20 protein-coding genes and 1 pseudogene are annotated in these 26418 nt (G+C 60.1%); 10 read left to right on the forward strand and 11 right to left on the reverse strand.

Translation table 11 applies throughout. The features are described 5' to 3' along the window. Nucleotides 1–38 precede the first annotated feature (38 nt). The 5 genes from O7A60_RS28245 to O7A60_RS28265 form a co-directional block, all read right to left on the reverse strand. Entirely contained in the window at nt 39–980 is a 942-nt protein-coding gene (locus tag O7A60_RS28245; RefSeq protein ID WP_337109000.1) for a D-ribose ABC transporter substrate-binding protein, read from the reverse strand. Nucleotides 981–1239: 259 nt separating this feature from the next. After that, nucleotides 1240–2067 carry a phosphogluconate dehydrogenase C-terminal domain-containing protein gene (locus O7A60_RS28250; RefSeq protein WP_140510409.1) on the reverse strand — a complete coding sequence of 276 codons (828 nt, stop codon included), beginning with the start codon at nt 2065–2067 and terminating at the stop codon, nt 1240–1242. A gap of 104 nt (nt 2068–2171) precedes the next feature. Beyond that, nucleotides 2172–3206, reverse strand: coding sequence for an ABC transporter permease (locus O7A60_RS28255; RefSeq protein WP_337109001.1), 1035 nt, complete (start codon nt 3204–3206; stop codon nt 2172–2174). Then, a complete protein-coding gene (locus O7A60_RS28260; protein WP_337109002.1) occupies nt 3203–5677 on the reverse strand; it encodes an ATP-binding cassette domain-containing protein in 2475 nt (824 codons plus the stop codon). The genes O7A60_RS28255 and O7A60_RS28260 overlap by 4 nt, the downstream gene beginning before the upstream one ends. A gap of 76 nt (nt 5678–5753) precedes the next feature. Further along, on the reverse strand, nt 5754–6776 hold the full coding sequence (locus tag O7A60_RS28265) for an ABC transporter substrate-binding protein (RefSeq protein WP_337109003.1): 1023 nt from the start codon (nt 6774–6776) through the stop codon (nt 5754–5756). Nucleotides 6777–7251: 475 nt separating this feature from the next. On the opposite strand from O7A60_RS28265, the gene O7A60_RS28270 reads away from it, so the two are divergent. From O7A60_RS28270 to O7A60_RS28295, 6 genes are all read left to right on the forward strand, one after another. Next, nucleotides 7252–8178, forward strand: a complete 927-nt coding sequence (locus O7A60_RS28270; protein WP_337109004.1) for an ArsR/SmtB family transcription factor — start codon at nt 7252–7254, stop codon at nt 8176–8178. A 185-nt stretch (nt 8179–8363) separates the two neighbouring features. Continuing rightward, complete coding sequence (gene arfA, locus O7A60_RS28275; protein WP_337109005.1) at nt 8364–9875, forward strand: arabinosylfuranosidase ArfA; 1512 nt, start codon at nt 8364–8366, stop codon at nt 9873–9875. 47 nt (nt 9876–9922) lie between these two features. Continuing rightward, on the forward strand, nt 9923–11014 hold the full coding sequence (locus O7A60_RS28280) for an ABC transporter ATP-binding protein (protein WP_337109006.1): 1092 nt from the start codon (nt 9923–9925) through the stop codon (nt 11012–11014). Nucleotide 11015: 1 nt separating this feature from the next. Continuing rightward, nucleotides 11016–11951, forward strand: a complete 936-nt coding sequence (locus O7A60_RS28285) for a carbohydrate ABC transporter permease (protein ID WP_415926866.1) — start codon at nt 11016–11018, stop codon at nt 11949–11951. Then, nucleotides 11948–12796 carry a carbohydrate ABC transporter permease gene (locus O7A60_RS28290; RefSeq protein WP_337109007.1) on the forward strand — a complete coding sequence of 283 codons (849 nt, stop codon included), beginning with the start codon at nt 11948–11950 and terminating at the stop codon, nt 12794–12796. Before O7A60_RS28285 ends, O7A60_RS28290 begins: the two co-directional genes overlap by 4 nt. Nucleotides 12797–12900: 104 nt before the next feature. Next, nucleotides 12901–14214 carry an ABC transporter substrate-binding protein gene (locus tag O7A60_RS28295; protein WP_415926867.1) on the forward strand — a complete coding sequence of 438 codons (1314 nt, stop codon included), beginning with the start codon at nt 12901–12903 and terminating at the stop codon, nt 14212–14214. 183 nt (nt 14215–14397) lie between these two features. On the opposite strand, the gene O7A60_RS28300 is transcribed toward O7A60_RS28295, so the two are convergent. The 4 genes and pseudogenes from O7A60_RS28300 to O7A60_RS28315 form a co-directional block, all read right to left on the reverse strand. After that, on the reverse strand, nt 14398–15210 hold the full coding sequence (locus O7A60_RS28300; RefSeq protein WP_337109009.1) for an SDR family NAD(P)-dependent oxidoreductase: 813 nt from the start codon (nt 15208–15210) through the stop codon (nt 14398–14400). A 76-nt stretch (nt 15211–15286) separates the two neighbouring features. Continuing rightward, nucleotides 15287–15790: an SRPBCC domain-containing protein gene (locus tag O7A60_RS28305; protein WP_337109010.1), complete on the reverse strand. Its 504-nt coding sequence runs from the start codon at nt 15788–15790 to the stop codon at nt 15287–15289. Nucleotides 15791–15793: 3 nt separating this feature from the next. Beyond that, a complete protein-coding gene (locus O7A60_RS28310; protein ID WP_337109011.1) occupies nt 15794–16393 on the reverse strand; it encodes an NADPH-dependent F420 reductase in 600 nt (199 codons plus the stop codon). A gap of 204 nt (nt 16394–16597) precedes the next feature. Continuing rightward, nucleotides 16598–17331, reverse strand: a pseudogene (locus O7A60_RS28315) (SDR family NAD(P)-dependent oxidoreductase). Nucleotides 17332–17597: 266 nt separating this feature from the next. Here O7A60_RS28315 and O7A60_RS28320 point away from each other — a divergent pair. After that, a complete protein-coding gene (locus tag O7A60_RS28320; RefSeq protein ID WP_337109012.1) occupies nt 17598–18494 on the forward strand; it encodes a LysR family transcriptional regulator in 897 nt (298 codons plus the stop codon). A 298-nt stretch (nt 18495–18792) separates the two neighbouring features. Here the strand turns inward: O7A60_RS28320 and O7A60_RS28325 are convergent, their stop codons facing one another. Next, the gene (locus tag O7A60_RS28325; protein ID WP_337109013.1) at nt 18793–19692 is read right to left on the reverse strand and encodes a hypothetical protein; all 900 of its coding nucleotides are present in this window, start codon (nt 19690–19692) and stop codon (nt 18793–18795) included. 215 nt (nt 19693–19907) lie between these two features. On the opposite strand from O7A60_RS28325, the gene O7A60_RS28330 reads away from it, so the two are divergent. Then, the gene (locus O7A60_RS28330) at nt 19908–20999 is read left to right on the forward strand and encodes an FkbM family methyltransferase (protein ID WP_337109014.1); all 1092 of its coding nucleotides are present in this window, start codon (nt 19908–19910) and stop codon (nt 20997–20999) included. A gap of 51 nt (nt 21000–21050) precedes the next feature. On the opposite strand, the gene O7A60_RS28335 is transcribed toward O7A60_RS28330, so the two are convergent. Then, entirely contained in the window at nt 21051–23852 is a 2802-nt protein-coding gene (locus tag O7A60_RS28335) for a glycosyltransferase family 25 protein (protein WP_337109015.1), read from the reverse strand. Between the two features lie 1108 nt (nt 23853–24960). On the opposite strand from O7A60_RS28335, the gene O7A60_RS28340 reads away from it, so the two are divergent. Both O7A60_RS28340 and O7A60_RS28345 read left to right on the forward strand, forming a co-directional pair. Continuing rightward, nucleotides 24961–25302 carry a hypothetical protein gene (locus O7A60_RS28340; protein ID WP_337109016.1) on the forward strand — a complete coding sequence of 114 codons (342 nt, stop codon included), beginning with the start codon at nt 24961–24963 and terminating at the stop codon, nt 25300–25302. Nucleotides 25303–25393: 91 nt separating this feature from the next. After that, nucleotides 25394–26418, forward strand: a 1025-nt coding sequence (locus O7A60_RS28345) for a DUF4347 domain-containing protein (protein WP_337109017.1), incomplete at its 3' end; no start/stop codon positions are given.

Consider the following 26418-nt stretch of genomic DNA (forward strand, 5'->3'; position numbering starts at 1 on the left):
GAACACGGGTCCGCCCCTCGCCGTTGCGTTGAGCCGGCTCAGTTCTTCAGCGCGAAGGTTTCCAGCTTGGCGGCATTTTCGCCATTGACGAGCACGCAGTCCATCAGCTGTTTTTCCTTCTCGGGCGACTTCTTGTTCTTGATGAAGTCGTTGGCCTGTTCGACCGCCATCTGCGCCTGGGCAAAGGCAGGCTGCAGCACTGTCGCCTTGATGCCGCCGGAGGTGATGGAATCGCGCACGTCGTTCGAGCCGTCGAAGCCGACGACGATGACATCCTTGCGGTTCGCGGCGGCGAGCGCGGCATAGGCGCCCATCGCCATCGTGTCGTTGCCGGAGATGACGCCCTTGATGTCGGGATTGGCCTGCAGGATCGATTCCATCTTGGAATAGGCCTCGGTCTGGCTCCAGTTGGCCGACTGCTGCGCGACCATCTTCAGGTCCGGATAGTCATCGATGACGTCATGATAGCCCTTGGAGCGGATGCCGGCATTGGTGTCGGATTCCTTGCCGACCAGCTCGACGAAGTTGCCCTTTTCACCCATCAGCTTGACGAACTCCTGCGCGCCGAGCTGGGCGCCCTGGTAGTTGTTGGAGACGATCTGCGCCACGGCGATGCCGGTGGCGTTGATCTCGCGGTCGATCAGGAACGAGGGAATGCCCGCGTCCTTGGCCTTCTGCACGGCGGCGACGGTGGCGTCGGCGCCGGCATTGTCGAGGATGATCGCCTTGGCGCCGCGGCCGATCGCGGTGTCGATCAGTTCGGACTGCTTGTTGGCATCGTCGTCATGCACCAGCACCAGCGCCTCGTAGCCGAGTTCCTTGGCCTTGGCCTCGGCGCCGACCGCTTCCGCCTTGAAGAACGGATTGTCATGCGATGGCGTGATGATGGCGATGAGGTCCGCCGCGTAGGCGGGCATCGCCGTGCCGAGTGCCAGCACGCCGGCGAACGCCGCAAGCGTTATTCTGCGAGTCAGTTTCATGAAGTCCTCCCGTTTGAAAAGCCTGTGTCTCGATCGATCGAGGCCACTGTCTGCGTCTGAATCCATCAGGCTGTGAAGGTTGCGGAACGCCTGGCCCAAGCCGTCAGCCGGCCTCTCAAGCAAGTTCCTGTTCCCGCCATCCTCCACCCGTCTCAGCTTCGAACTCCCGGCGAAGCGTGGTTGATCCGAGCGAAGATTAGCTTAGTCAACTGGTATGATGAGTCAACCACAAATTCAGGTAATCTGTACCCAAGTCGACTCAGGTGATCCGCTGAATGCTGGCTGCGATCTCTTCCGGCTCGAAGACCCGCTTCCAGTCGTCGCGCATCAGCACCGGCTTGCCGAATTCGATCGCCTTGTTGCAGGCGTCAGAGAACACGCCCTTGGTTTCGCCGAAGATGACGGCGCCGAGCACGTTCATGTGGCCAAGCAGGAAATCGAGCGCCGCTTGCCGGTCGACGCCACGCGCCACGACCTCGTCGACCGCCTCCTTCATGACGACCAGCAGCGAAGCGCAGACGGTTTCCGAAAGACCTGGCTCGAGCAGCGCCATCTGTTTGACGGAAACGCGGTGCGAGCGCATCACCGGCGCCCAGATGATCTTGGCGATGGCCTCGCCCTTGGCATAGTCGGCTTCCGGTCCCTGCATCAGGGCGCTGACCATGTGCTGCTTGGCCTTCACACCGCCGAAATAGTCCTTCTTCGCCGCCATGTCGGTCTCGTCGTTGAAGATCGGCGGATGGCAGGGATGGGTGACGAAGTAGGTCAGGTCGGGACGATCGGGCAAATGGCCGGCGAACGGCGCGGCTGCGTCGAGTACGATGACCATCGTGCCCGGCGCAAGCTTGCTTTCGATGCTTGTCGCGACCTTACCGATATGGGTGTCCGGCACGGCCAGGATCACCACGTCGGCGCCTTCCAGCGCCTCGTCGGCGCTGACAGTGTCGAAGCCCAGTCCGGTCTTCAGCCGTTCACGCCCGGCCTCGCTGACCTCGACATGGCGGATTGTATAGGGCGAGCCGCGGAAATTGGTCGAAAGGCGGTAGCCCATTTTGCCGCCGGCACCGAACAGCGCAATCGTCGTCATCTAGCCCTTGCTCCCTGGTCGTGGACGATGGCGTTACCGATCGTCAGCTTATCTACTGGTATGATCACTCTACCACATTGGCAAGAGAAATCATCATCCGCTTGTCATTGCCGGCGGACAGCCGCCGCATTTGGCTCGGATTTCAGTGTGCCGTCGTCGTCGGTGCGGTCGACGGCGGCTCGGCGCGACAGCACTTGCCGGCCGGCCAGCGCCAGAACGAAGATGACGACGATGCCTTGCACGATGTCCTGCGCACCTGGCGGCAGGCCGACGATCTGCATGGTGGTGACGATGAGGATCAGCAGGATACTTGCGAACAGCGTGCCGACGGCGCTCGCCGAGCCGCCAAAGATCAGCGTGCCGCCCAGCACCACCGCGGCGATCGACTGCAAGAGATAGGGCTGGCCCATTTCGAGGAAGGCGCCACCTATATAGGCGCCGAGCAGCAGCCCATTGAGCGAAGCCAGCACCGACGAGATGATGAAGGCCGAAGCGATGACCCGGTTGTTGCGGATCGCGGCCAGCCGCGCGGCGGTGCGGTTCTGGCCGACCGCCGACAGCAATTGTCCGAAAACCGTGTAGCGCAGCACGAAGGAGGTCGCGGCCACGCCAACGATGGCGATGGCGGCCATGATCGGCACGCCGGCAATGCGGCCCGTCGCCAGCGTCTTCAAGAGCGGGCTGACGGCGAAGCCCGCTATGGTGCGGTTCGATAGCAGTGTCGCGGTTGCCAGTACATAACCTGTCGCCAGCGTGGCAATGATGGCCGGTATGTTCAGCCCGACGACGAGCAGCGAATTTAACCCGCCGATCGCAAGGCCGAGCAGGATCGCGGCGCCGACGCCGATGGCAAGGTTGGCGTCCTGGCCCTTGATCGTGAGCAGCGCCACGAAGGCGCTGAGCGTGATCACCGAGGCCACCGAAAGGTCGATATTGCCGCGCCCGGTGGTGACGACGAACATCTGGCCGATGCCGACGACGGTCAGGAACGAGGCCGACAGCATGATGCCCGACAGGCTGGAGAGGCTGAAGCGGTTGGTGACTACGGAGAGCACCAGCCAAAGCAAAAGCACGCCGATCGCCGACCAGACCCAGCGGTTCTTCTGCGCCCAGAGGCTGAAGGCGGCGAGGCCGTTCATTGTTCGCTCCTGCGGTCCGCGATCAGGCTGCGCAGCGTCAAAAGGGCGATGAGGATCAGCCCTTGCGTTGCCGCGTTGAAGTCGCTGCTCACGTTTAGCGTGCCGAGCAGGGCGCCGATCAAGGCCAGTGTGACCGCGCCGGCGACGGTGCCGACCGGCGAGATGACACCGCCCAGCAGCGAGCAACCGCCCATCACTACTGCGGCGACACTGAGCAGCGTGAACGAATTGCCGGAATTGATGTCGCTTGCCGTGTTGATCGCCGTCAGCGACAGGCCGGCGGCAGCGGCGAACAATCCGGCGACGAGGTAACGCACCAGCGCATAGCGCGTCGGCGACCAGCCGGAGCGGGTCATGGCGGTCGGATTGTTGCCGAAGCCGCGCAGCACCACGCCGAGCGGCAGCCGGTCGATCACCAGCACCACCAGCGCGACGGCGGCGATGAGAATGATGGAGGTGGGCAGGAAACCCAGCGACCAGCTGAACATCGCCGACAACCATTCGGGGCTGGTGCCGCCCGGTGTCGGCTGCAGCGCGTAGCCCAGTCCCATCCAGATGAAGGAGGCGCCGAGCGTGACGACGATGGCCGGGATCTTGCGCGCCTGGATCAGGCCGCCAAGCCCAGCATAGGCGGCGACCGCCGCCGCCAGCGCCAGCGCACCGAGCCATGGCTGATCGTAGAGCAGCGTGGCGGAGAGCACACTGACCAGACCAGCAAAGGCGCCGACGCCGAGATCGATCTCGCTGCCGCCGACGATGAACATCTGCGCCGCCGTCACCAGCACCAGGGACAGCGCCGGCATCAACAGCAGGTCGAGCCCGAAGATCGAGGCCACCGCCGGGTTGGCCGAGATCATCACCGCCAGCACGGCGGCGAGGCCGATGAAGGGGGCCGCGTTGACCAGCCGGCGGGCAAGGCCGGCGCCGGCGGCGCTGTGCCCCGCGCCGGCACGGGTGTCCGCCTGCTGGGCAAAGGATGCGCCGACGACGGCCGATTCCGTGATCGCTTCGCCGCTCAATTCCTTGACGATGCGCCCGCCTGAAAACACCAGCACGCGGTCGCAGGCCAAAAGCTCGGCGTCTTCGGTCGTGTGCCAGACCAGCGTGCGACCACTGTGCGCGATCTCGTTGCAGAGCCTGTAGAAGTCTTGTTTCGTGGCAATGTCGACGCCGCGCGTCGGATCGTCGAGCAGCAGGATCGGCGTGTCGGCGACGAGCGCGCGGGCAACCAGCGCCTTCTGCTGGTTGCCGCCGCTGAGTTCGAGGATGTTGGAGCCGAAGCGTTTGTCGTCGAGCCGCAACCGGCCGGCTGCGACGCCCGCCGCCTCGCGGCAGGCGCGTTCCGAAACAAGGCCCAGTGCCGGACGGCGGGCAAGGCTGCCGATGCTGATGTTTCCAAGCACGCTCCACAGCGGGAACACGCCTTCCTTCTGGCGGTCGCCGGCAATGAAACCGGCATCGCCGCTCCTGGTGATCGCGGTTCCCCCGGTAGAATCCGGCTCGAAGATGGCGTGCAGCAACTCCTTCTGGCCGCTGCCCTCGAGCCCCGCCAGTCCGATGATCTCGCCGCGGCCGATCTCGATATCGCGGCCGAGTCCGGCGGTCAGGGAACCGGACAATTTAACCAGCGCCTCGCCGCTGCTGGCGGCGGCGGCGCTGTGCTGGTGGATTGAATTGGCGTCGCCGCCCATGAGCTGCACCAGTTGGCCGATCGAGGTGTCGGCGACATCGCCGCGCCAGGCGGTGCGTCCGTTGCGCAGCACCATCACCTGCGTGGCGATGTCGATGATTTCCTGCAGCTTGTGGCTGATGAAGATGAAGGCGAAGCCGGATTTGGCACGCTCACGGATAAAGGCCCGCAACTGTCTGGAGCGGTCGAGGTCGAGCGAGGAGGTCGGCTCGTCGAGCACGATCAGCTTGACGCCGGGCGTGGCGGCGGCGCGCGCGATCTCGACCATCTGCCGCTCGGCGATGGATAGATGGCCGACTTCGGCGTTCACATCGATGCCGTTGGCGTGAAAGACGGCGTCCAGCGCTGCGCGGGCGCGGCCCCTGTAGAGTGCGCGCCAGCCCGGCCGGTTGGCCGCGTCGCCGGGTGTCTCCAGGAAGAAGTTCTCGGCGACGGAAAGGTTGGCGCACAGCGACAGTTCCTGGTGAACCATGCGGATGCCGCGCCTTTGCGCCTCCGCCGTGTCATAGGCGCCGAAGCTCACGCCCTGTCCGGCGAACGAAATCGAGCCGAGGGTCGGCGACGTCGCCCCGCATAGTATGCGCATCAGTGTCGACTTGCCGGCGCCGTTGCCGCCGACCAGGCCGATGATTTCACCGGCCGAGACGGCGAGGTCGATCTGCGCGTTCGCCAGCGTCGGCCCGAAACTCTTGGTGATCCGCGACAGCGAGACGACGTTTGGCCTGATGTCGGGTATCGTAGCGGCTGCGCCTTCCGGACCGGCCACGGCAAGATGGGACATTCGTCCTCCGTTTCTTTACGGGCAAGGACCGGGCGCGGCCGTCTGGGCGGCGCCCGGTCCTTGGCAATGACAAGCCTTACTTGCTGAGCAGGTTCTGCTTGACCCAGTCGAGCGAATAGCTGGGGCTGATGATCTGGCCCCCCGGCAGCTTTGCATACTCCTTGAGATTGCTGGCATCGACGGTCGCCACCGGCATGATCATCAGCTTCGGTGCCTTGCCGCCCTTGAGCAGCGAAAGGCCGAGCCAGAATGCGGCGCCGCCAATGCCCGGCGTCGTGTTCATCGAGACCGTCTGGTAGCTGTTCTTGGCATTCTCCTCGGCCCACCATTTGACGAAGTCGGTGCCGCCGCCGCCTTCGATGATCGGCATCTTGCCGGCATAATCACCGCCATATTGGACGAAGGCCTGAGCAATGCCGACATCGTCGCTGCCGCCTTGGCCGAGCACGGCGTCGACATGTGGCAGCGAGGGCAGGACGTTGGCGATCGCCGCCTGCGCGACCGAGGCCGTCGCCTGACCATAGACGGTGGCTACAACCTTGATGTCGGGATATTTCGCCAGCACCGACTGCTGCGCGTTGAACATGTCGTTGTCGGGCGCCGACCCCTTCACGCCGCGCACTTGGATGACGTTGCCCTTGCCGCCGATCATCTTGAAGACGGCTTCGGCCTGGGCCACCTTGTAGCCCTTGAAGTCGAAGTTGAGCTGGTAGTTGCAGGGCGCCGAAGCAACCGAATCGAAGGAAACCACGATGATACCGGCCTTGCAGGCCTTTTCGATGATGCCGTTGACCGCGGTTTCCGAGGCGGCATCGACGGCGAGCACGTCGACCTTCTTGAGGATCAGTTCGGCGATCTGGCTGTTCTGTTGCGCCACCGAGCCGTCACCGTTCATGACGATGTAGTCGGCGATCTGACCGGCCGCCTTGGCTTCCTTGGCCGAGGTCTCGAAAGCCTCCACCATTTGGTGCCGCCAGGTGTTGCCGTAATAGGCGTTGGCGAGTGCGATCACCGGTGCGTCCGGCGATGCCATCACCGGCAAAACCGAAACACTGGCTAGCGCGGCGCCGGCAAGCGCCGCCACAATTGAAAACTTCATGATATCTCCTCCCAAAAACACCGGCCGACCTGATCGGCTCGTCTGCTCATTCCGTGACGATGGCTCTTTTCGAAAGACACCATACCATCTACATATTATACCAGTATACCAAGTAGGCAAGCTTTTTGCTGCTCTGGTCGGGCCGCTGCTGAGCGTAGGCCCGCCAATTGCGTTGAATTGGCAGCATGTCGTCCGGTAAGGGACCCCCGAGTCCGAGGGGCAGGTCGAGACTTCCAGCGTTCCATGCCGCTATCGCCATCCCGGTGCTGTTGCGCTGTCATTCCGCTTTCGCGAAGAGTTTCGGGCGTGAAGAGTTTCGGGCGCCGGCAGGCGTACGAAAGTCGCCGAGGAAGAAACCCGCCGCACGGTTGCATCAATAAAAGTGACTTGGAGGCGGTCAGCGCATTGATTAAATCAGATTCCAAGATATACAGGGGCAATTTCGGATATGGATTTCGTATAGACTGGCTAATCGATGAGTCGCAATTTTCTGGTGATCGAACCTGAGGAAGGCATGGCTGTCCTCAAGGGGCTGGCCTCTTCGGCGCGCATCTCGATGCTGAAACTGCTGCATGAGAAAGGGCCGATGAATGTCAACGACATCGCCGCCCTGCTGTCGCTGCCGCAGTCGACGGTTTCGACCAATATACAGGTGCTCGAGGATGCTGGCCTGATCCGCACCGAGAACCAGAAGGCGAAGAAGGGCAGCCAAAAGATCTGCTATCCGACCGCTGAGGAAGTGCTCGTGGTCTTCAAGAGCGAATATCGTTCGCTCAAGAACGACGCGATCGAAGTGTCGATGCCGATTGGGCTCTACACTGGATTCGAGGTCACCGCGCCCTGCGGTCTCTGCTCGCCGGACGGGATCATCGGTCTCCTCGATGTGCCCAACACCTTCCTCGATCCGGACCGCATGAAGGCTGGTCTGTTGTGGTTCACGCGCGGCTTTGTCGAATACCAGTTCCCCAACAATGCCAAGCTCGCCAATGCCGAGATTACCGAACTCGAACTGGTGACCGAGCTGTCCTCGGAAGTGCCTGGCACCAGCGCCGATTGGCCCTCCGACATCACGCTGACGATCAATGGCGTCGATGTCGGAACGTGGACGTCACCCGGCGATTTCGGCGACAAGCGCGGCGTCTTCACGCCCTCCTGGTGGAAGCTCAAGGGCTCGCAATATGGCAAGCTGAAGAACTGGCGAATTTCCACCGACGGCACCTATGTCGACGGTGTCAGGATTTCAGAAGCCAGCCTCGCCGCCCTCGACCTCAAGGGCCATCATTCAATCCGGGTCCGTATTGGCGTCAAGGACGATGCCAAGCGTCCCGGCGGCATTAATATTTTCGGCAAGGGATTTGGAAATTACGATCAGGACATCCTGCTCAGGATCAAAACCGGTTGATAATCATCAAATCGGGTCTAAAAAATAACGCAGCGGTTTCAATATATTAATTCCATTTACGACCGAGGCTGTCGGTCAATTGTCAGACTTTTGATGGTTTTTCGCTTGACGAATGGATGCCGCTTCTCTTTGATATCGAGTAAGATGATTTAAATCATCATTTGTGATATTTAGGGAGGAATTGCATGAAGGCAGCCATAACGGCGCATCCGCACTATGTCGTCTCGGAAATCGATCCGAGGCTCTACGGATCCTTTATCGAGCATCTTGGGCGGGCGATCTACACCGGCATCTATGAGCCCGGCCATCCGACGGCAGATACCAACGGCATGCGTCAAGACGTCATTGATCTCGTCAGGGAACTCAACGTTCCGATCGTCCGCTATCCCGGCGGCAATTTCGTGTCCGCTTACAATTGGGAGGATGGTGTCGGTCCCAAGGAAGAACGCCCGGTGCGCCTCGACCTCGCCTGGCACACGTCGGAAAGCAACGAAGTCGGCCTGCATGAATTTGCCAACTGGTGCGCGTCCGCCAACACCGAGATGATGCTTGCCGTCAATCTCGGCTCGCGTGGCCTCGATGAAGCCCGCAATTTTCTGGAGTACACCAATCATCCAGGCGGAAGTGAGTGGAGCGACAAGCGTATCGCCAACGGCCGCAAGGAGCCCTTCGACGTCAAGCTGTGGTGCCTCGGCAATGAAATGGACGGCCCCTGGCAGATCGGCCACAAGACCGCCGACGAGTATGGCCGCCTGGCCCATGAGACCGCCAAGGCCATGCGCGCTTTTTCCAAGTCGCTCGAACTGGTGGTCTGCGGCTCTTCGAATGCCAAGATGCCAACCTATCCTGAATGGGAGGCGACCGTTCTCGACCATACCTATAACGAGGTCGACTATATCTCGCTGCACATGTATTTCGACAATGAAGCCAATGACGCGCCGAATTATCTCGCGATGAACGAGAAGCTCGACGGCTACATCGTCTCGGTCGCCGGCGTGATCGAGTATATCAAGGCCAAGAAGCGCTCCAGCAAGCAGGTCTACATCTCGTTCGACGAATGGAACGTCTGGTATCATTCCAAAGAGCAGGACAAGAAGATCCTTGGCGGCAATGACGGCTGGCCCTTCGCCCCACCATTGCTCGAAGACATCTACAATTTCGAGGACGTGCTGCAGGTTGGCCTGATCCTCAACACCTTCATCCGTCGGTCCGATGTGGTCAAGATCGCCTGCCTGGCGCAGCTGGTGAACGTCATCGCGCCGATCATGACCGTTCCGGATGGCCCGGCATGGCGCCAGACGATATTCTATCCCTATCTCTATGCCTCGATCTACGGTCGTGGCAATGCGCTGGATCTCAAGCTGGACAGCCCGACCTACAAGTCCACCGTCGCGGGTGAGGTTTCCTGCGTCGACGTGGCCGGCGTGCATGACATCAAAACCGGCCATGTCACCTTCTTCGCCGTCAACCGCCATTCGAGCGAGGCGATTGAAACCGTGATCGACATCAGCGGTTTCGGCGCGGCTGACGTCGTTGATCACCAGGTGATAACGCACGCGGATTTGAAAGCCGTCAATTCGGCCGGGAACCCCGGCAATGTCGGGCCCAAGAGGGGGGAGGGCGCCTCGGTGGCTGGCGGCAGACTGAGCCTATCGCTGCCGGCCTATTCCTACCAGATGATCCGCCTGAAACTCTGATCTCGGGCGGACCATCGAAAAGGCATGCGCTGAGGAGGAGCGTCGACGTGACGGCCGAAATCGAAATCAGGAATGTGAGCAAGCATTTCGGTGCCATGGCGGTGCTGGAGGATCTGTCGCTCTCCATCAAGGCACGCGAATTCATCGTGTTTCTTGGGCCGTCCGGATGCGGGAAATCGACGCTTCTGCGAATGATCGCAGGCCTCGAACCTGTTGATAGCGGCGAGATCGCCATCAACAACGAGCGTATCGATCATCTGCCGCCGGGTAAGCGCGGCATTGCCATGGTGTTTCAGTCCTATGCGCTTTATCCGCATATGAGCGTGCGCGACAACATGGCCTTCGGGCTTGAGAATATCGGCATGTCGCGCGAAGTCATTGACGCGCGGATCAACGAAGCCGCCCGCATCCTCGAAATGGCTCACTTGCTCGAGCGCAAGCCGGGCCAGCTCTCGGGCGGCCAGCGCCAGCGCGTCGCCATTGGCCGCGCGATCGTAAAGGAGCCGAAGGCGTTCCTGTTCGACGAGCCGCTCTCCAATCTCGATGCGGCTTTGCGGACCCGCACACGCATCGAACTTGCCCAGCTTCACCAGCGCTTGCAATCGACAATGATTTTCGTCACCCACGACCAGGTCGAGGCGATGACGCTCGCCGACCGCATCGTCGTCATGAATAATCGCAGGATCGAGCAAATCGGCTCTCCCATGGAGATCTATGAACGCCCCGCGACCAAATTCGTCGCAGGCTTCGTCGGCGCACCGGCGATGAATTTTGTCGAGGCGACGGTCGACAGATCGGCTGGGAACGCCACGGTCAGGTTTGCGGACGGAATGTCGGTTCGCACCGAGATCGCCTCCAGCCAGTTGACCGGTGGCAAGCACAGCTTCGGCATCCGTTCGGAAGATGTCCGCATCGTTCCTGCAGGGCAGGGCAATACCGACGGCGTGGTCGATGTGCTCGAGCGGCTCGGCGAACGCACCTTGATCTACGCACGGCTGGGGGATGGCCAGCAGATCGTCGGCTCCGATGTCGGCAACAGCCGCGTCGCCGTCGGCCACAAGGTCGGGCTAGCCTTCGATGGCCAGAAATCGCATCTGTTCAACGAGACAGGCCGCGCCTGGCACGCGAGGGAGGCCTGACGTGGCCGACGGTTTGACGATCCCGCGGACCTCGACGCCGGCCGCCGGCGTCAGGGCCCCAAGCGTCGATATCTACGCGCCGCAATGGCGAAATTTCATTTTCGTCGCGCCATTCCTGCTCTTCTTCACGACGCTGCTCATCTTCCCGCTCCTTTGGGGGATGTGGCTGAGCTTCCACAAGGCCGACACTTTCTCATCCGGAAATTTTGTCGGTCTCGGCAACTATATCAGGCTGTTTAACGACAAGGTGTTCCTGCAATCGGTCTGGAACACCTTTTACTTCGTGCTCCTGACGGTGCCGACGCTGGCTCTGATCGGCCTTTTCCTAGCGCTTTGCCTCAACCGCCGCACGCGCACTGCCGCTGTGCTGCGGACCCTGTTCTTTTCCTCCTCGGTGCTGTCGGTTACCATCGTCACACTGATCTGGCGCATCGTGTTCATTCCGAATGTCGGCCTGCTGTCGACGATCTACGGATGGTTTGGTGCCACCGCCCCAGCCTTCATTTCCGATCCAAGCCTTGCGATGATCGGTATCGCCATTGCCACTGTCTGGTGGTGCATCGGCCTGCCGATGATGCTCTTTCTCTCGGCCCTGCAGCAGATCCCGCAGGATATCTACGAAGCGGCGGCCCTCGACAATGCCAATCGCTGGCAGACCTTGCGCTCAATCACGCTGCCGTCGATCAAACGCACTTTCGTCCTGGTGATCATCATCCAGATCGTGCTGCAATTCCAGCTGTTCGGCCAGGCCTGGCTGATGACGCGCGGCGGTCCCAACAACCTGACCAAGCCAATCGTGCTCTACATCTATGACACCGCATTCCGCCGCTGGGATCTCGGCATGGGTGCCGCGGCATCGGAAATCCTGTTCATCCTCATCCTGATCGCGGCCATGGCCCAATACCTCGTCGCACGCAACAAGGCAGACCAGGCATGAGTGCTCCAGCCACTTCCATCAAGGGGCGGGCATTTGGCGACCGCGTGTTGTTGGCCCTCGTCATCCTGCTTTCGATCGTCATGATCGCCCCGGTTCTGTGGGTCATCGGCCTGTCGCTCAAGGAAAATGCCGAGCTGATGGCCGATCCGAATTCGGTGTTTCACGCCCCCTACACCCTCAAGAACTATCTCAACACCATCGGCACCTCGTCGGTATTCCTCTGGGTGGGCAACAGCATCATCGTCTCGGGCGGATTGACACTCGGCACGCTGGTTTTGTCATCGCTCGCCGGCTACGGTTTTGCACGGCTGAACTTTCCCGGCCGAAACATCCTGTTCGTGATCGTGCTCTTCGGTCTGGCGGTTCCGGAACAGGCCGTGCTTGTCGCCCGCCACCAGATCTTCAGCATATTGAAGTTCCACAACACCTATCACGGGCTCATTCTCCCCGGCCTGTCGGCTTCGTTCGGCGTCTTCCTGATGACCCAATATTTCAAGGCCATCCCGAAGGAACTGGACGAAGCCGCCATGCTGGACAATGCCAGCCGCTTCAGGATTTTCTGGAAGGTGCTTTTGCCACTCACGGTGCCTGCACAGGCAACCCTCGGCATCTTCACCTTCCTTGGCGCGTGGAACGACTATTTGTGGCCGCTGATCTCGGCAACCAAGAAGGACATGTACACGCTGACCGTCGGTATGGCTTCGACACAGACCAATTTCGCCCAGTCTGAAGGCATCGGCTTTCTGATGGCGCAGGCGGTGTTCGCCGGCGCGCCGATCCTCATCGTCTACCTCTTTTTCCAGAAATACATCGTCACGGCCGTCTCTGGCGCCGCGGTCCGATAACGAAATTGCCCGACTGCAGGCGGCGGGGAGTGCGCGGCGATGGAAAGCGTGAAGCCAATCCAGGGTGGAGAGGCGGAAACTCAGTAGGAGGAACTGATATGAAAATGCAGAAAATACTGTTTGCCGCGGTCTCCGCGGGGGTAATGATGCTCGCCAGCCCGAGCCTTGCAGCGACGGAACTGACCGTGCAGCGCTTCTTCGGTGCCTGCGATGCCAATTTCGGCACCAACACCGATGTCGGCAAGGCCGTCGGCGAATGCGGCATCATCACCTCGCTGATCAACAAGTTCAATGCCGACAATCCCGACGTGCACGTCAATGTCACCACCGTGGAATGGCCGGGCTACGACCAACTGACTGCGCAGTTCGCTTCGGGCGATGCTCCAGACATCGTCACGATCCACGAATCCGCGCTGTCGGACTATCAGTCCAAGGGTCTGTTGATGCCGCTTGATGATCTCTTGAAGTCCGTCGGCGTCACACCCGAAGCCTTCACAGACGCAGCGCGCAACGGCGCCACCAAAGACGGCAAGATCTACGGCTTGCCGATCGACAGCTGGACGATGCTCTATCACATCAATATGGATCTCTTCAAACAGGCTGGTCTCGTCAATGCCGACGGCACTCCGATGCTTCCGAAATCGCCTGAGGAACTGCTCGCCCAGGCCGAACAGTTCAAACAGAAGACCGGCAAGCCCTACTTCGTTCAAAACCTGGCCAATGAGACGGCACTCTACACGCGCAATCTCTACACCTATCTCTTCCAGCAGGATTCCGACTTTTTTGCCGATCCCAAGCATGTGAAGCTGAATACGCCGGAAGCCAAGAAGGTCGTAGAGATGTACAAGGCGATCTTCGACAAGGGCTACACCACCAAGGACCTCGACTACGGCGGCGCTATCAACGCCTTCCTTGCCGGTGACGGTGGCGTTCAGCTCAACGGCACGTGGGTGGTCGGCGACAACAACGCCCAGTCCGAAACCAAGGGCACGGCGCTCAACAAGGGCGGCTACGCGGTCTACCCGTATCCGCAGCTGTTTGGCGGCGCCCATGCGCAATATGCCGATGGCCACACCTGGGCAGTCTCGCAGAAGGACCGCACGCCTGAACAGACCGCGGCCATCGGCAAGTTCCTGAAGTTCTTCGCCGACAACGACTTCGAATGGTCGCGCACCGGTCACCTGCCGGCATACAAGGCCATCATCACCTCGGACGCCTTCAAGGCGCTGCCGCACCGCAACACGATTGCCGCAATCTCCGATCTCGGCAGGCCGCTGCCGTCAGCGGTGCAGCGTCAGTTTGCGATCCAGGACATTGTCGGCGAAGAGATGAGCGCCGCAATCACTGGCCAGAAAGACGTCGATGCCGCGCTTGCGGACATGGAAAGCCGCGTCAACGAATTGCTCGCCAACATCTGACCACGGGTTCCCGGGAAGTTATCCCGACGCCCCCGCGGCTGGAAACAGTCGTGGGGGCCCATCTAGATCAATGACATAGCTGGTCTCAAAACAATCGAGCGGGAGTGAGGGGAGGGTGTTGCTAAGAAAAATCCCTATCGGTTCAGCGGTTTACACGCGATCTCGTACTGACGCCCTAGGCGCTTAGGCGACGAAGCGGACCACGCCGCCATCCACGCGCAGAGCCGCGCCAGTGGTTGCGGAGGCCTGCTCTGAGCACACGTAGATGATCATGTTGGCGACCTCGTCGGTAGTTGCGAACCGCTGGATGAGGGTGGTCGGACGCATCGCCTTCAGGAAGCCCTGCTCGGCTTCCTCTTGCGTGATTCCGGTTGCCTCAGCCTGCTTCGCCATGAAGTCACCCAGGATCTCGGACCGGGTAGGTCCCGGCAGGACGGCGTTGACGGTGACGCCCGTGCCCGCGACCGCCTCGGCAAGACCGCGCGAGACCGCCAGCTGCGCGGTCTTGGTCATGCCATAGTCGAGCATCTCCTTGGGAATGTTGACCGCGGACTCGCTGCTCACGAACACGACGCGGCCCCAGCCCTTCGCCACCATGCGCGGCAGATAGTGGCGCGTCATGCGCACGCCGCTCATCACGTTCAGCTGGAACAGGCCAAGCCAGTCCTCGTCGGGGATCTTGGCGATGTCCTCGACGCCGTTGTAGTCCCGGATGTAAGCCGTACCGACGTTGTTCACGAGTATATCGGCGTCGGGCGCTTGCGCGAAGAATGTGTCGGCGCCCTCCGCGGTCGACAGATCGGCGGCGACGCCGGAGATCTCACTGTCCGGGAAAGACTGGCGCATCTGCCGCACCGCTTCGTCGACCCGGGCATTTCCACGGCCACTAATGACGACCGACGCCCCGGCACGAGCTAAACCCTCTGCGGTGGCGCGCCCGATGCCTGCCGTCGACCCGGTGACGATCGCCGTGCGGCCCTTGAGTTCGATATTCATGTCATTCATCTCCTGTTGTGAACGGCTAAGGCGATCGAAGCCTGGCCCGTGCGGGCCAGGCTTGAGGGCAAATGCGCTAACCTGCCTTTTTCGCGACTTCCGCCTCCGCCGCGCGGGCGAGGCTTTCGACCCATTCCTGGTGATAGCGGTAGAGCGCACCGGGATGCTTGCGTCCGAGCTCCTCGAGGAACCAGGGGCCTTGCTGTGTCTCCTCGGTCAGCACATGACAACCATCGCTGGTGGGAGTGATGACCCAGCCGTGGTACGCGCTCGAGCCGGTCTCGTCGCCATCGACGGTCGTCGCCCACGCAAGCCTGCGGAAGGGCTCGCATTCCGTCACGACCAGACTCATCGGGAATCCAACCGTCACCCGGCTATACTTGGTTCCGAGCGCAAGTTCCGGATCGTCGGTCAGAACCTTGACCTGATCCTCGGCCGGAAAGTAGCTCGACCAATTTTCGGCGTCGACGAGCAGCTTCCAAACCACTTCAGGGGGCGCCTTCACGTCGATGTCGTTGAGCGCGTAGAGGGTCGACGTTCCCGGATCATACCGCTCGGGCCAAATTACATGGTCGTACACCGGTCATTGCTCCTTCTTGAACAAATCCTGGAAGATGAGCTGGCCCCAAACGCGGCCGCGTGCGTGCACCAGCGCGCCACCCTCGTTGAGCTTTCCCAGCTTGACGGGTGCGAACCCGAGTTGTTTGGCCAGGGCCGCCACGGAACCAATCGCGTCCTCGTCGTCGCTCGACAGAAAGACGACCCGGTGGCCGCCCTCGACGATCGGATCGGCAGCCAGGGTGGCCGCGATCAGGTGATTGAAACCTTTCACGAACTTGGCGCCGGTGAACGCCTTCGCGACGAAGGCGGAGGACGGGAGACCGTCCAACTCCTCAGGGGGAACTAACGCGTTCATCGCGTCGATGACCGTCTTGCCCTTCCAACTCGGCAGGGCCTTCGCAACCTCGCGATGCTCCCCGAACGGGACCGCAAAGATGATTGTGTCGGCCTCGACTGCGTCCTGCAGTGATTTGGCGACAACCGTGGGTCCGATCGCCCGAGCCTGCGGCGCCAGCGCCTCGGCCGGCCGGCGGCTCGCGACGGCCACCGCGATGTTTTTACGGGCGAAGGCGTGGGCGAGGGCCTGGCCTATCTTACCGAATCCTACAATCGCATAGCTCATGATACTTCTCCGATCCATGTTGATATTGGTTCCCCGGCCCTCAACGGCGCCGGGTTATCCGTTCTGCTGTATGGCGACCTTTGCGTAGACGTCCCGTCGTGAACGACTCCGGCGCGGCCGGACCGACCGTTCAGCGCGGAAGTCGTTCGACCATGGACACGCTGGTTCCCGCCGATCAGCCGCTTCCCGCGATCCGGCGCGATTTCAGATGGCCGAGAAGCCTCCGTCGACAGACAATTCCAGCCCATTCACGAAGCTCGAATCGTCTGAAGCAAGAAACAGCGCGGCCGCCGCAATTTCCTCAGGACGCCCCATCTTTCCCCGCGGGATCAGGGATTCGAACATCTGCTTCGCCTCCTCGGTGAGAACTTGGTCCTGCATCGGTGTGGCGATCGGCCCCGGGTGCAGCACGTTCACCCGGATATTCCTGCCCTTCAGTTCGTTGAGCCACCCGCGTGCGAATGCGTGCAACGCCGCCTTGCTCGCCGCATACACGCTGTATCCGGGAAAACCTTTCAGCGAAGCAACTGATCCGGTCATGAAGATCGATCCGCCATCGTTGAACAGCGGCAACGCCTTCTGAACCGTGAACAGCGTGCCGCGCGTATTCAGGCCGAAGGTCGCATCGAAATGCTGCTCGGTAATCTCGCCCAGTGGGACGGCTTCGCCCGTGCCGGCGCTCGCATACAGGACGTCGATCTTGCCCTTTTCCCGCTTGACTGTATCGAACAGGCGGTCGAGGTCGTCGAGATTGGCCGCATCGCCGCGCACGCCGGTCACGTTCCGGCCAATCAGCACAATGGCCTCGTCCAGCGCCTCCTGCCTCCGGCCCGTGATGAAAACGTAGGCGCCTTTTTCGACGAACCGCTTGCGCTCGCCAGCGCCATGCCGCTCGATCCACCCGTGATGACTGCAACCTTACCTTCAAGCTTTCCCATGACTTCTCCTTTCGTGGTGTCGGGATAGCATCTGCCTCCGAGGACCTCGAAATGGGTCCGCTGGCGTCAGTTGTTGAGTGCGGAATCGCGCACATCGGTGGTGCAAAATCGATCCGGCTGGAGACTGACGCCAGCCGCGACGATCGGTTTCCGCCGTTCGGAACTGGGCAGCGCTCGTTGACATGAGTTATGATCACCGCCGTACTGCTGTACGATGCAGTAGATACGGGCTTTGGAAGGCGCACCGCGCGGTGCGGGATTGCACCATGATCGACTGGGATGACATTCGCCACTTTCTTGCCGTGGCACGCGGTGGCTCGGTGCGGGCTGCCGCCGAGGGCCTCGGGGTGTATCACTCGACCGTGCTGCGACGCATCGCTCAGCTCGAGGAACGCCTCGGGGCTCAGATGTTCGAAAAGCTGCCTTCGGGCTATCGCCTGACGACTGCGGGCGAGGAGGTCCTCGAGCTCGCGAACCAGATGGAAGCGTCGTCGCACCAGCTGGAGACCCGCATCTTCGGACGCGACCAGAGCGTGCGCGGGCTTCTGCGGGTGACGTTGGCTCCGACCCTCGCGACACACCTGCTCATGCCGGATTTCGCCGAGTTCGCGCGTCTGCATCCGGACATCGAGATGGAAATCTCATCGTCCGGCGAGCTGGCAAATCTGACCAACCGAGAGGCCGACGTGGCGATCCGCGTCGTCTACGACCGCAAGACCCTGCCGCTCAATCTTCACGGACTGAAAGGGCCGGAGCTGTTCGGCCACGTCTACATGTCCCGCGATCGACTGGCCGCTTGGCGTGCGGGCGCGCCTGATCCCATCCGGTGGATCGTCATAAGCATTCATGGAATTCCGGATTGGGCCAGCGAGGGTGAGGTTCGCACCACGGGGGTTCCATTCAGGACCACGGACGCCGAGGCGCAGGTCGTTGCTGTACAGCAAGGGCTCGGGATCACGACACTGCCATGCTTCGTCGGAGATGCCGACCCCCTGCTGGTGAGGGTGCCGGGCACCGACCTGCACATGTACGGAACGCTCTGGCTGCTCACGCAGGGGGAGACACGCAAGACGAAGCGCGTGCAGCTCTTCACGGAGTTCGTATCCCGCAGGCTCGCCGCATACGCTCCGCTTCTCGCGGGGCTGTCCATATCGCGCGACTGACGCCCGGCAGCTCGCCGGCGACGCTTGCCGTAATGCGGAGAACTCCGAGGAAATAGACCGACCGTTTTTGAACCGATCAGATCAAGGATCGCCGAAATTCTCCTCTGAATTCAAGAGCAAGAATTTGGACGGGTCCGGGATACGGGTCTTCGTCGCCAGCGGAAAGATTTCCTCTATGGAGCAATGCGTTATCATGCTTTAGAACAATCGAGTAGGGAAAGACTGCGAAACAGTCCTTTTAGCGTTACAGGACACACACGGTCCGAGGCCGGACCGATGGAGCTCGGCGCGCTCACTTTCACTTGAATTGTTGCGTACGCAACAAGTCCTGCAAGCGGCGCGGCAGTTGCGGCGAGGCGTGCAATTGCTTGCAGCTGTTTTCCCATTGCCGGAGATATTCGGCGATCGGAATACTGGTTCGGCCGGGCCAGCGGTTGAGTGCGCCCAGCGCCTCGACGCAGTCCGGTGCGCGGTCGTATTCGGCGAGGATGGTCAAGGACATCGCCTGGGCGAATGGATTGAGGGCGGGCATTTCGATTTCGCCGCGATGGTCGGCGAACCACGCAGTGGCGTCGCGCGTGAGCCCCTGGCTTTCAGCGAGGGCCGCATAGCGGTCGATAATGTCCTGGCGATACCGGGCGATGGCATCGCCGAAGGCGTTGTCGCCGGCGAAGGGCGGGGCGTCCTTCCAGCTTTTCGCCAGGCGCCCGAGCCCGCGCAGAGAGAATGCCTCGACTGTCGCTTCCTCGAGCCACTGGCAGGGCGTCGCCGGCTTGGCGTCGGCCTGCCAGCTGTTGGCCATGACGTGGCCGAGCTCGTGCCCGAACTGGTAGGCAAGCTTCGACCAGTCGCGCTCACCGATGTCGACAATGATCCACGCCATGCTGCTGCCGTCCGGATGCAGCCAGATGGCCGGCGTACCTGAAGTGTGCTCGTCGATACGCAGCCGCGTCGGCTGGCGGTCGGACAGCAGGCGCACGCTGTCAAGGCATGCATGCCGCATCCGCTCGACGACCTGCTGGGCCGCACCAGGCAGCATGCGGCCCCAGTCGCCGGCAAGCTCGATGGGCGCGGTGAGGAGGGTTGGCGATGGGCCGGTCGGGGAAGGCGGGGGAGACATGGCCGCGTAGGCTCCTTCGGTGGTGCTTCGCAGCATCGTGGGCCCCAAGCTGGTAAGCAATGAGGAGGCTGCCAGCACCGTAAAGCGTCTCCTCTTCACTGGTCGATGCTCGCCCTCAGAGAACCGTATGCAGAGCTCATCGCTAGCATCGACGCATCGCCAAGCCAGCCCGTATTGTTATGCGCAGTCCGTAGATGGGTCTTTGCCTCCGGCCCGTTCACCGCTGTCTCGTCGTCTTTGGCAAAAAATAACAAATGCGCTTACACTCACGCTGAATCGAGGGGGGCCTTGTTATGGCCGCGAATGCCAACCGAGCTAGCCAAGTCTTTACATCGCACGGAACGAGCGTGTTCGTCGACACGTCATCCGGCGAAGTCCGGCACGGAGCTCTTGAGCGCAGTCCAAACAATATCGTTTTGGCGCAATTGGGATCGCAAGCTTATCTCAGATTTGTCGATTCCGGAGTTGAGAAAGAGATATCATATCTTGCCGATTATTCAGCGGTCATCGGCTCAAATAAATTGGGTGGTTTCGACGTGCTCAACTCTCTGTCCGGAAATAGGTTCAAGACCGTCAACGTCACGGACCGAGAATTTGGACTCGAGCAAAATGGAATGTTCCTATGCGCCGAACCCGATGGTCGCATTACTTTGTCAAGATCAGTGTGTGAAATCTGGGAGCGTTTTCATTTACGGGAAGATGCGTCGGAATCAAGTGGCACTATAATAAGCCATCGGATTGATGGAAAAATAGTCAGCTTTTTCATATCGAACGGTGATGACTACATCCAATCGTTCTTGATTCGAGGTGATTTTTACGAGAGACCTGAGCTTGATTTAATAAAACGTCTTTCTCCGCCCGGAAAAGTATTTGTCGATATTGGCGCAAACATAGGCAACCATTCTATATTTATGTCAAAATTCTGCAGCCCCTCGGAAGTGATAGTCTTCGAACCCAATCCGAAAGCCATCGAAATCCTCAAAATAAATCTGGCGCTGAACGGGTGCGCAAACGTAAATCCTGCCTATCTTGGCTTGGCGCTCAGTTCAGAATCTAATCTGGCGGACGTATTTTACCCGATCTCCAATAACATGGGTCAAGCGCAGATGCTTAAGGCCGATCGTGGGGCCATCAAATGTATCCCTGGTGACGTTTTTCTGCGGCAGAAACCTGTAGGCTTCATCAAGATTGATGTGGAAGGCGCAGAATTCGACGTACTCAAGGGAATTCAAGAAACGGTCGAGCTATGGCGTCCAGGCATACTTATCGAAGTATGGCCGGAGCGTCACCAGGAACTTGTCTCTTGGTGTGATGCCTTTCGCTATGCGGTCAAAGAGACGTTTCCCTTGGACAACAATTTCTTCTTGGCGCCCATCGAAGGCTAAGTCCTTTTGATGCTTCAAGCGCCGCCCTGAATCTGCAACCATCCGATCCGCCTAACCAACCCCCTGATCCGTCGCCACTCGATCTGAAGGTTGCTCGTCGTCCAGAATGACCAGTGGTGGCATGCAAAGGAAAGCTTGCATCGAGCCATATGCGGCACACATCGCGCAGTCGATACCCGTGTCGTCAAGGACGACGGCAGTTCCAGGAAATGGGATTAGCTTTCTTCGTAGCGGCAGGCATTTTTCCAGAAGTATCCGCGCACCTCTTGGTGTGATTGTGTAGGCCTGAAGCCCAAATGAATGCTCAACCTTGATGAGGGATCTGGCGAATTTCTCGGACTGAAACAAGGCAGTTCTATTGGTATATCGGCGATCGTAGAAATCCAGCTTGGCCTTCGAGAAACCAAAATCCAACCAAATGAAAGATGGATCAAATATCCAGCCCCACTGTATCATATCCCAATCCGCTGGTGCTTGAGATAAAATATCGGCGGATTCCTCCATGAATCGAAACGATGATCGAACATCGTCTTCAAAAATGGTTATTGTCTTATTTTCTGAAGCTGACAGCTTCCACAAGTTGATATGCGATAGAGCGCATCCCAGCGTGCCCGGGGGATACGGACAATCACTGGTAATCAGCCCTTCTTTGATGAGCGCCCCCCTGTCGAGAGAAGTGCCGTCAACGGCCGATACGCGAACCGTATTGTGCATCAGATGCCAGTTGTTGCTTTGATACCTGCTCCAGCGCTCGACGCTGCGGTCGAGATTTATCAGGTGAATTTTCGGCGAACCCGTTGGCTCGACAGGCCGGGCTGGCATCGTCGCGGAGACAGAGAGCGGGGCGGCAGTGAATACGGGGGTGTCGCCCGCACCATGCAACAGCGCTCGAGCCCGCTCGATCCCGTCACTCACATGGTATTGGCCATCGCCAAAGGTGATGTAGCCATAGACTTGTCGGTTATCCATATACTGGACGACGCCGGCCTTCCTGGCGCTGTCGGCAAAGATGACGTACTCGTACCGAGATGTGGCGTCCTCATATGTCAGTTCGATCAGCACATCGGCGCGGACGAGATAGGTGCAGTGCACGAGCGGCATCTCGATAATGCCGCGCACATGGCGGTTAAGCACCCAGCCATATTGATCGCACTGCATGTAATAGCCGTTCGCATCGATCTCGGCGTGATAGTTCGAATAGTATTGGCCGGGCGAGATGGAGCGAAGCAGGGGAGCGACGATTGGCAAGTCGAGCGCGACAAGTTCCCGCAGCGTGGCCGGCCGCACGAAATTGTCGACGTCGACAACGAAATAGAAATCGCAGCCGTGCTGGAGAGTTTTCCGCAAGCTTATGTTGCGGATTCGGCCGAGCACCCTGAAGCGCGTCTCGTTCCATTCGTGCTCGCCAAACTGCTCCACACGATCGGACACGTCAGAGGCATCGAACTCAACCGCCGCATAGAGGTGGCGCACACGCTCTACCCATTCGCGCAATATGTGCTCGGTCCTGTCGGTGTTGTTGTTCGTCCTGATGTAGAGGACGATCGACTCCTTCGGGTAGTCGAGCGCCTCGATGCACTCAAGGTAAAGCGGCAGTGCCGGCTCTTTCTGCTTTGCCAGGATTGCTACCAGCACGCGCGGCGTGCCCTTCACGCGCGATCGCAACGAACGCTGCGGGATGAGCTTGTGCTGTTCAACCAAGCTCTCGGCCCCGAACCTCCCCAAAGCCGCTGGCTCGCCGACCTGAAGCTTGTCGGCGGCAAAGCGCGCGTTGGCCACCACGCGCTTCAGCATGTTTGTTGGCAACTTGTCGCTGGCGAGCAACTTCAGACAGGCGTCGAGCGATTCCCGGTAAGCGCCTGTCCAGTAGGCATTGACAGCAAACTCGTCGAGCACTCCGTAATCGTAGACCCAGGGCTGTACGAAAAGCCCGGCGGGTTGAGCGACGTCGAGCCCTCGACGCGCAAATTCCATTCCTTCCGCATTCCGACCCTGGTTGCGGCAATAGAGGCTCGCGGCGTGAAGAGCCTCCGCGCGGCTGGGAACGACCTGCGTCGCACGCTCAAAGACGGCAACGACCTCGTCGAATGGCCGTGCCAGCGCCGCCATGAGATTGCCCGCCTCGAGCAGGCTGACATAGATCTCCTCGTCCCAAAAACCCAGCTCGGCACGCTTCAAATAGTTCGCCAGCGATTTTTCACGTTCACCGCAATCCCTGTAGCTCTGCGCCAAATAGAAAGTGTATCGCGAAACAAGGAAGGGGTCGGTCTCCGTCGCAAGCGCATTTTCAAGAACAGCCGCGTCGTCTTGGTACTTTCGCGGGTTTTGGCTGCGTGCTCCGCCACGCCCCGTCGCCACGCGAAACCCCTTGGCGATCTCGCGTGTGAGATTGCCAGGAGGGGCCTCGAGATATTCGTGCAGCACGCCCTTGAAAGAGAACGGCAGCCGGTTGCGGCAGATCTGCGGGCGATAAAACGAAATGCCACCATGGGACACCTCGATGTCGTATAGATCGTGTTCCATCCGAGACTTGAACTCGATCGGATCGAAGCCGGGGTCCTGGATCACAAAATCATCCGCGTCGATGATCATGGCGTAGTCGACCGTCTCGACTTCACGCAGCCGGTCAAGGGCGAAGGTTCGGTTGTATGCGAAGTCCCGCCAGGGCTCGTCGATGACTGCGCCGTTGACATTGTGGGTGGTCAGGAAGGTACGGATGAGATCCTGCGTGCCGTCCGTGGAACCTGTGTCGACGACTAGCACATAGTCAACGAGAGGAAGCGCGCTGGCCAGGCATTGCAGAATGACCTGTGCCTCGTTCTTGACGATCATGCATAGGCCGATGGTGCTCATGCTAATCCCTCGGCGGAGCGGCGTTCGTTACACGCTGCTCGAAATTTGTTGAAGGGGAACAGTTCGCAAGAGACATTCCGCGCGGCCTCGGCCATTTGCATGGCGTTTGTTGCAGAGATCGATTGCCCCTTCCTGTTCAGCATCTCAACCCTATCCATTGTTAGCCAGCGATTTCCGTCACAGCAAGTGGCTCGTGTTCACCTTGGACCGAGGGGTTGCGAACAAACGTCCCCGTCGGCTCAATCGCTGACGCACAAATTCCTCCGGGACATCGAGGGTTCGACGCGAGCCAAGGGGACGTCTTTAAGCCTCGGTTTTTCAAGGCGTTTGGGCCATGCGCGCCATTTCGATCTCGACCGAAAAGTAGTTGCTTGTCCTCAACAATTAATAAATTGTTAACTTGGTTATTTACAAGTTGCTAATTTTAGATTTTACTAATGTCTTGTGCATGGGAAGGTAGCCGCGGACCGGGCAGAGGGCCTGTCGGCTGCGCAGTCTGCAATGCCAGGAGAGTATCTGGAGCAAGTTACTTTGTGCGTGAGGGCGCGCAGGGCCAAGTCACTTCGTGCGTTAGGGCGCATGGGGCGTTTGTTGGCGTGCTGGAGAAGACGTCGTATCGCCTTGAACTCAAGGCCAGCGTTTTCCTAACCTGATATTCCTTCGCGAGTAGTCGGTTCCCTCGCAAGTCGTTGTCGAGAAATCGACACGTGCGTTACGGGAGTTGGCTGTGGTTGGCGTGATACCAAGTACGAAACGATGCGCCCGCGACGCGGGTTCGGCTTCGATCAGTCCTTCAATTACCCGCACCTGGCCGCTAGCCAGGATTGTCCCGAGATTGACGGGTCTTCCTCTGCGCCCTGTGGATCGCAGCGTGCCTGCGAACTTCACACCCACCTCATTGAAGATGTTAGATCGAGCGGCGCGAAGAAGCCGTCAAGTCGTGCGCGCCGGTCTCGTCACCCTGCGCGTCGCCGGTTGGCTTGCGGAGCTGCAGCCAACGTGGGTCCAGACTTTGTCGATACGCCGATGCGCGCCGGTCGCGGGCGCTCGGCAGCGATTGAAATCAGCAGTTGAAATCTAAGGATACGAAACAAGAGGAAGCTGCGGCATGGCCGCAGCGGACGAGGAGGACATGATGAGCTACACAGCAGGATTTGCGGTCATGGAAGTCACTGTTCGGGGCGTTTTGCCGATCGGCGACACGACCGAAAATGCACCTTATTTCATTCTGGACACGGCCAAGAGCGCGATTGTCGGTCAGGTCATTTTGCCCAAAGCCGTCAAGCGAAGCCTCGCCGTCGCTCTCACCGTCAAGGTCCCAAGCACCGCCGGCTCACTTGCCATTGGAACGTTTGATGATGGCGGGAATTTCCAGGCCGCCAGCTTCCTTCGCGTCGAGACCCCAGCCGTAGAACGTCCCGACGACGCCGTCGGGTCGTCCGGAAGGTGACGCGTCTCAAGCCCCTTGTTCCCAGCGCTCGCCGGCCAGGCCGGTGGGCTGTGTCCCCGTGAATTGAATTCGAAGCCAACAGGAGCCAGTCATGGCCCGTGCCTCTGAAATTCTTTTTGTCGATCCTTCAGTCTCCGACCTCCAGACGGTTCTCGGCAACCTGCGCCCCGAGGTTCAAGCGATTGTGCTCGACGGCCGCCGGCCGGCGGCGCAGCAGATCGCTGCCGCGCTCGCAGGGCATGCAGGGCTCGATGCAGTGCACGTGATTGCGCATGGCGCGCCTGGCCAGGTTAGCTTCACTGCAGGAGAGTGGTCGACCGCCACATTGAAGGAAGAGGCTGAGGATCTTGCCGCAATCGGCCGGGCGCTTGCCGCTGATGGCGAACTGCGGCTGTGGAGCTGCGAGACGGCATCGGGCAATGGGGGCGAGACCTTCGTGGCGGCGCTAGAAGAGGCCGTCGCCGCGAACGTCTGCGCGTCGAGATCGCTGGTTGGCGGAGCCGCACTAGGCGGCGCATGGGAGCTGTCCGCGCGCGTCAACGCACCCGGACCGCTGCCGCCGCTGACTTCAGCTGGCGCACTAATTTATACAGGAGTGCTTTCGGTTGATCTGACTCTCACCGGCAACTTAACCACCCAGAATGGAAGTGCCAGTATAAATACGTACTATTTAGTAGACATTACGGCCAATCCTGATCTGTTGGTAGGTAGTTTTCCGCTTCCGCAGTCTGGAAATGGAGTTGTCAGCGAATTTGCAGTAACTATAACAATTCCAGATCCGACTCATACTTATAAAATATATGATAGCGGTTTTAATTTGTACGGAACGCTTACACCTGGAGCTGGAAATACGTATAATTTTGCGGATGGGCCGATCTTGGGCCCGGCCAATGGGAACGGGGGCAATCAATTTGATATTGGCATTTTCAGCACCAGTACTGTAGGCGCAACGGGTCCGGCTGGCGCGACCGGCTCGACCGGAGCAACTGGCGCGACCGGCTCTACCGGAGCCACAGGTGCAACCGGTGATACCGGAGCGACAGGCTCGACCGGATCGACTGGAGCAACCGGCTCGACCGGCTCTACGGGAGCCACAGGTGCAACCGGTGATACCGG

Source organism: Mesorhizobium salmacidum (SeqCode) (assembly GCF_037179605.1).
Classification (GTDB): domain Bacteria; phylum Pseudomonadota; class Alphaproteobacteria; order Rhizobiales; family Rhizobiaceae; genus Mesorhizobium; species Mesorhizobium salmacidum.

What these genes read in the sequence shown, in the direction of transcription:
- O7A60_RS28245 (WP_337109000.1), bottom strand. Translation starts at nt 980, where the DNA reads ATGAAACTGACTCGCAGAATAACGCTTGCGGCGTTCGCCGGCGTGCTG.
- O7A60_RS28250 (WP_140510409.1), bottom strand. Translation starts at nt 2,067, where the DNA reads ATGACGACGATTGCGCTGTTCGGTGCCGGCGGCAAAATGGGCTACCGC.
- O7A60_RS28255 (WP_337109001.1), bottom strand. Translation starts at nt 3,206, where the DNA reads ATGAACGGCCTCGCCGCCTTCAGCCTCTGGGCGCAGAAGAACCGCTGG.
- O7A60_RS28260 (WP_337109002.1), bottom strand. Translation starts at nt 5,677, where the DNA reads ATGTCCCATCTTGCCGTGGCCGGTCCGGAAGGCGCAGCCGCTACGATA.
- O7A60_RS28265 (WP_337109003.1), bottom strand. Translation starts at nt 6,776, where the DNA reads ATGAAGTTTTCAATTGTGGCGGCGCTTGCCGGCGCCGCGCTAGCCAGT.
- O7A60_RS28270 (WP_337109004.1), top strand. Translation starts at nt 7,252, where the DNA reads ATGAGTCGCAATTTTCTGGTGATCGAACCTGAGGAAGGCATGGCTGTC.
- arfA (WP_337109005.1), top strand. Translation starts at nt 8,364, where the DNA reads ATGAAGGCAGCCATAACGGCGCATCCGCACTATGTCGTCTCGGAAATC.
- O7A60_RS28290 (WP_337109007.1), top strand. Translation starts at nt 11,948, where the DNA reads ATGAGTGCTCCAGCCACTTCCATCAAGGGGCGGGCATTTGGCGACCGC.
- O7A60_RS28295 (WP_415926867.1), top strand. Translation starts at nt 12,901, where the DNA reads ATGCAGAAAATACTGTTTGCCGCGGTCTCCGCGGGGGTAATGATGCTC.
- O7A60_RS28300 (WP_337109009.1), bottom strand. Translation starts at nt 15,210, where the DNA reads ATGAATATCGAACTCAAGGGCCGCACGGCGATCGTCACCGGGTCGACG.
- O7A60_RS28310 (WP_337109011.1), bottom strand. Translation starts at nt 16,393, where the DNA reads ATGAGCTATGCGATTGTAGGATTCGGTAAGATAGGCCAGGCCCTCGCC.
- O7A60_RS28320 (WP_337109012.1), top strand. Translation starts at nt 17,598, where the DNA reads ATGATCGACTGGGATGACATTCGCCACTTTCTTGCCGTGGCACGCGGT.
- O7A60_RS28330 (WP_337109014.1), top strand. Translation starts at nt 19,908, where the DNA reads ATGGCCGCGAATGCCAACCGAGCTAGCCAAGTCTTTACATCGCACGGA.
- O7A60_RS28335 (WP_337109015.1), bottom strand. Translation starts at nt 23,852, where the DNA reads ATGAGCACCATCGGCCTATGCATGATCGTCAAGAACGAGGCACAGGTC.
- O7A60_RS28340 (WP_337109016.1), top strand. Translation starts at nt 24,961, where the DNA reads ATGGCCGCAGCGGACGAGGAGGACATGATGAGCTACACAGCAGGATTT.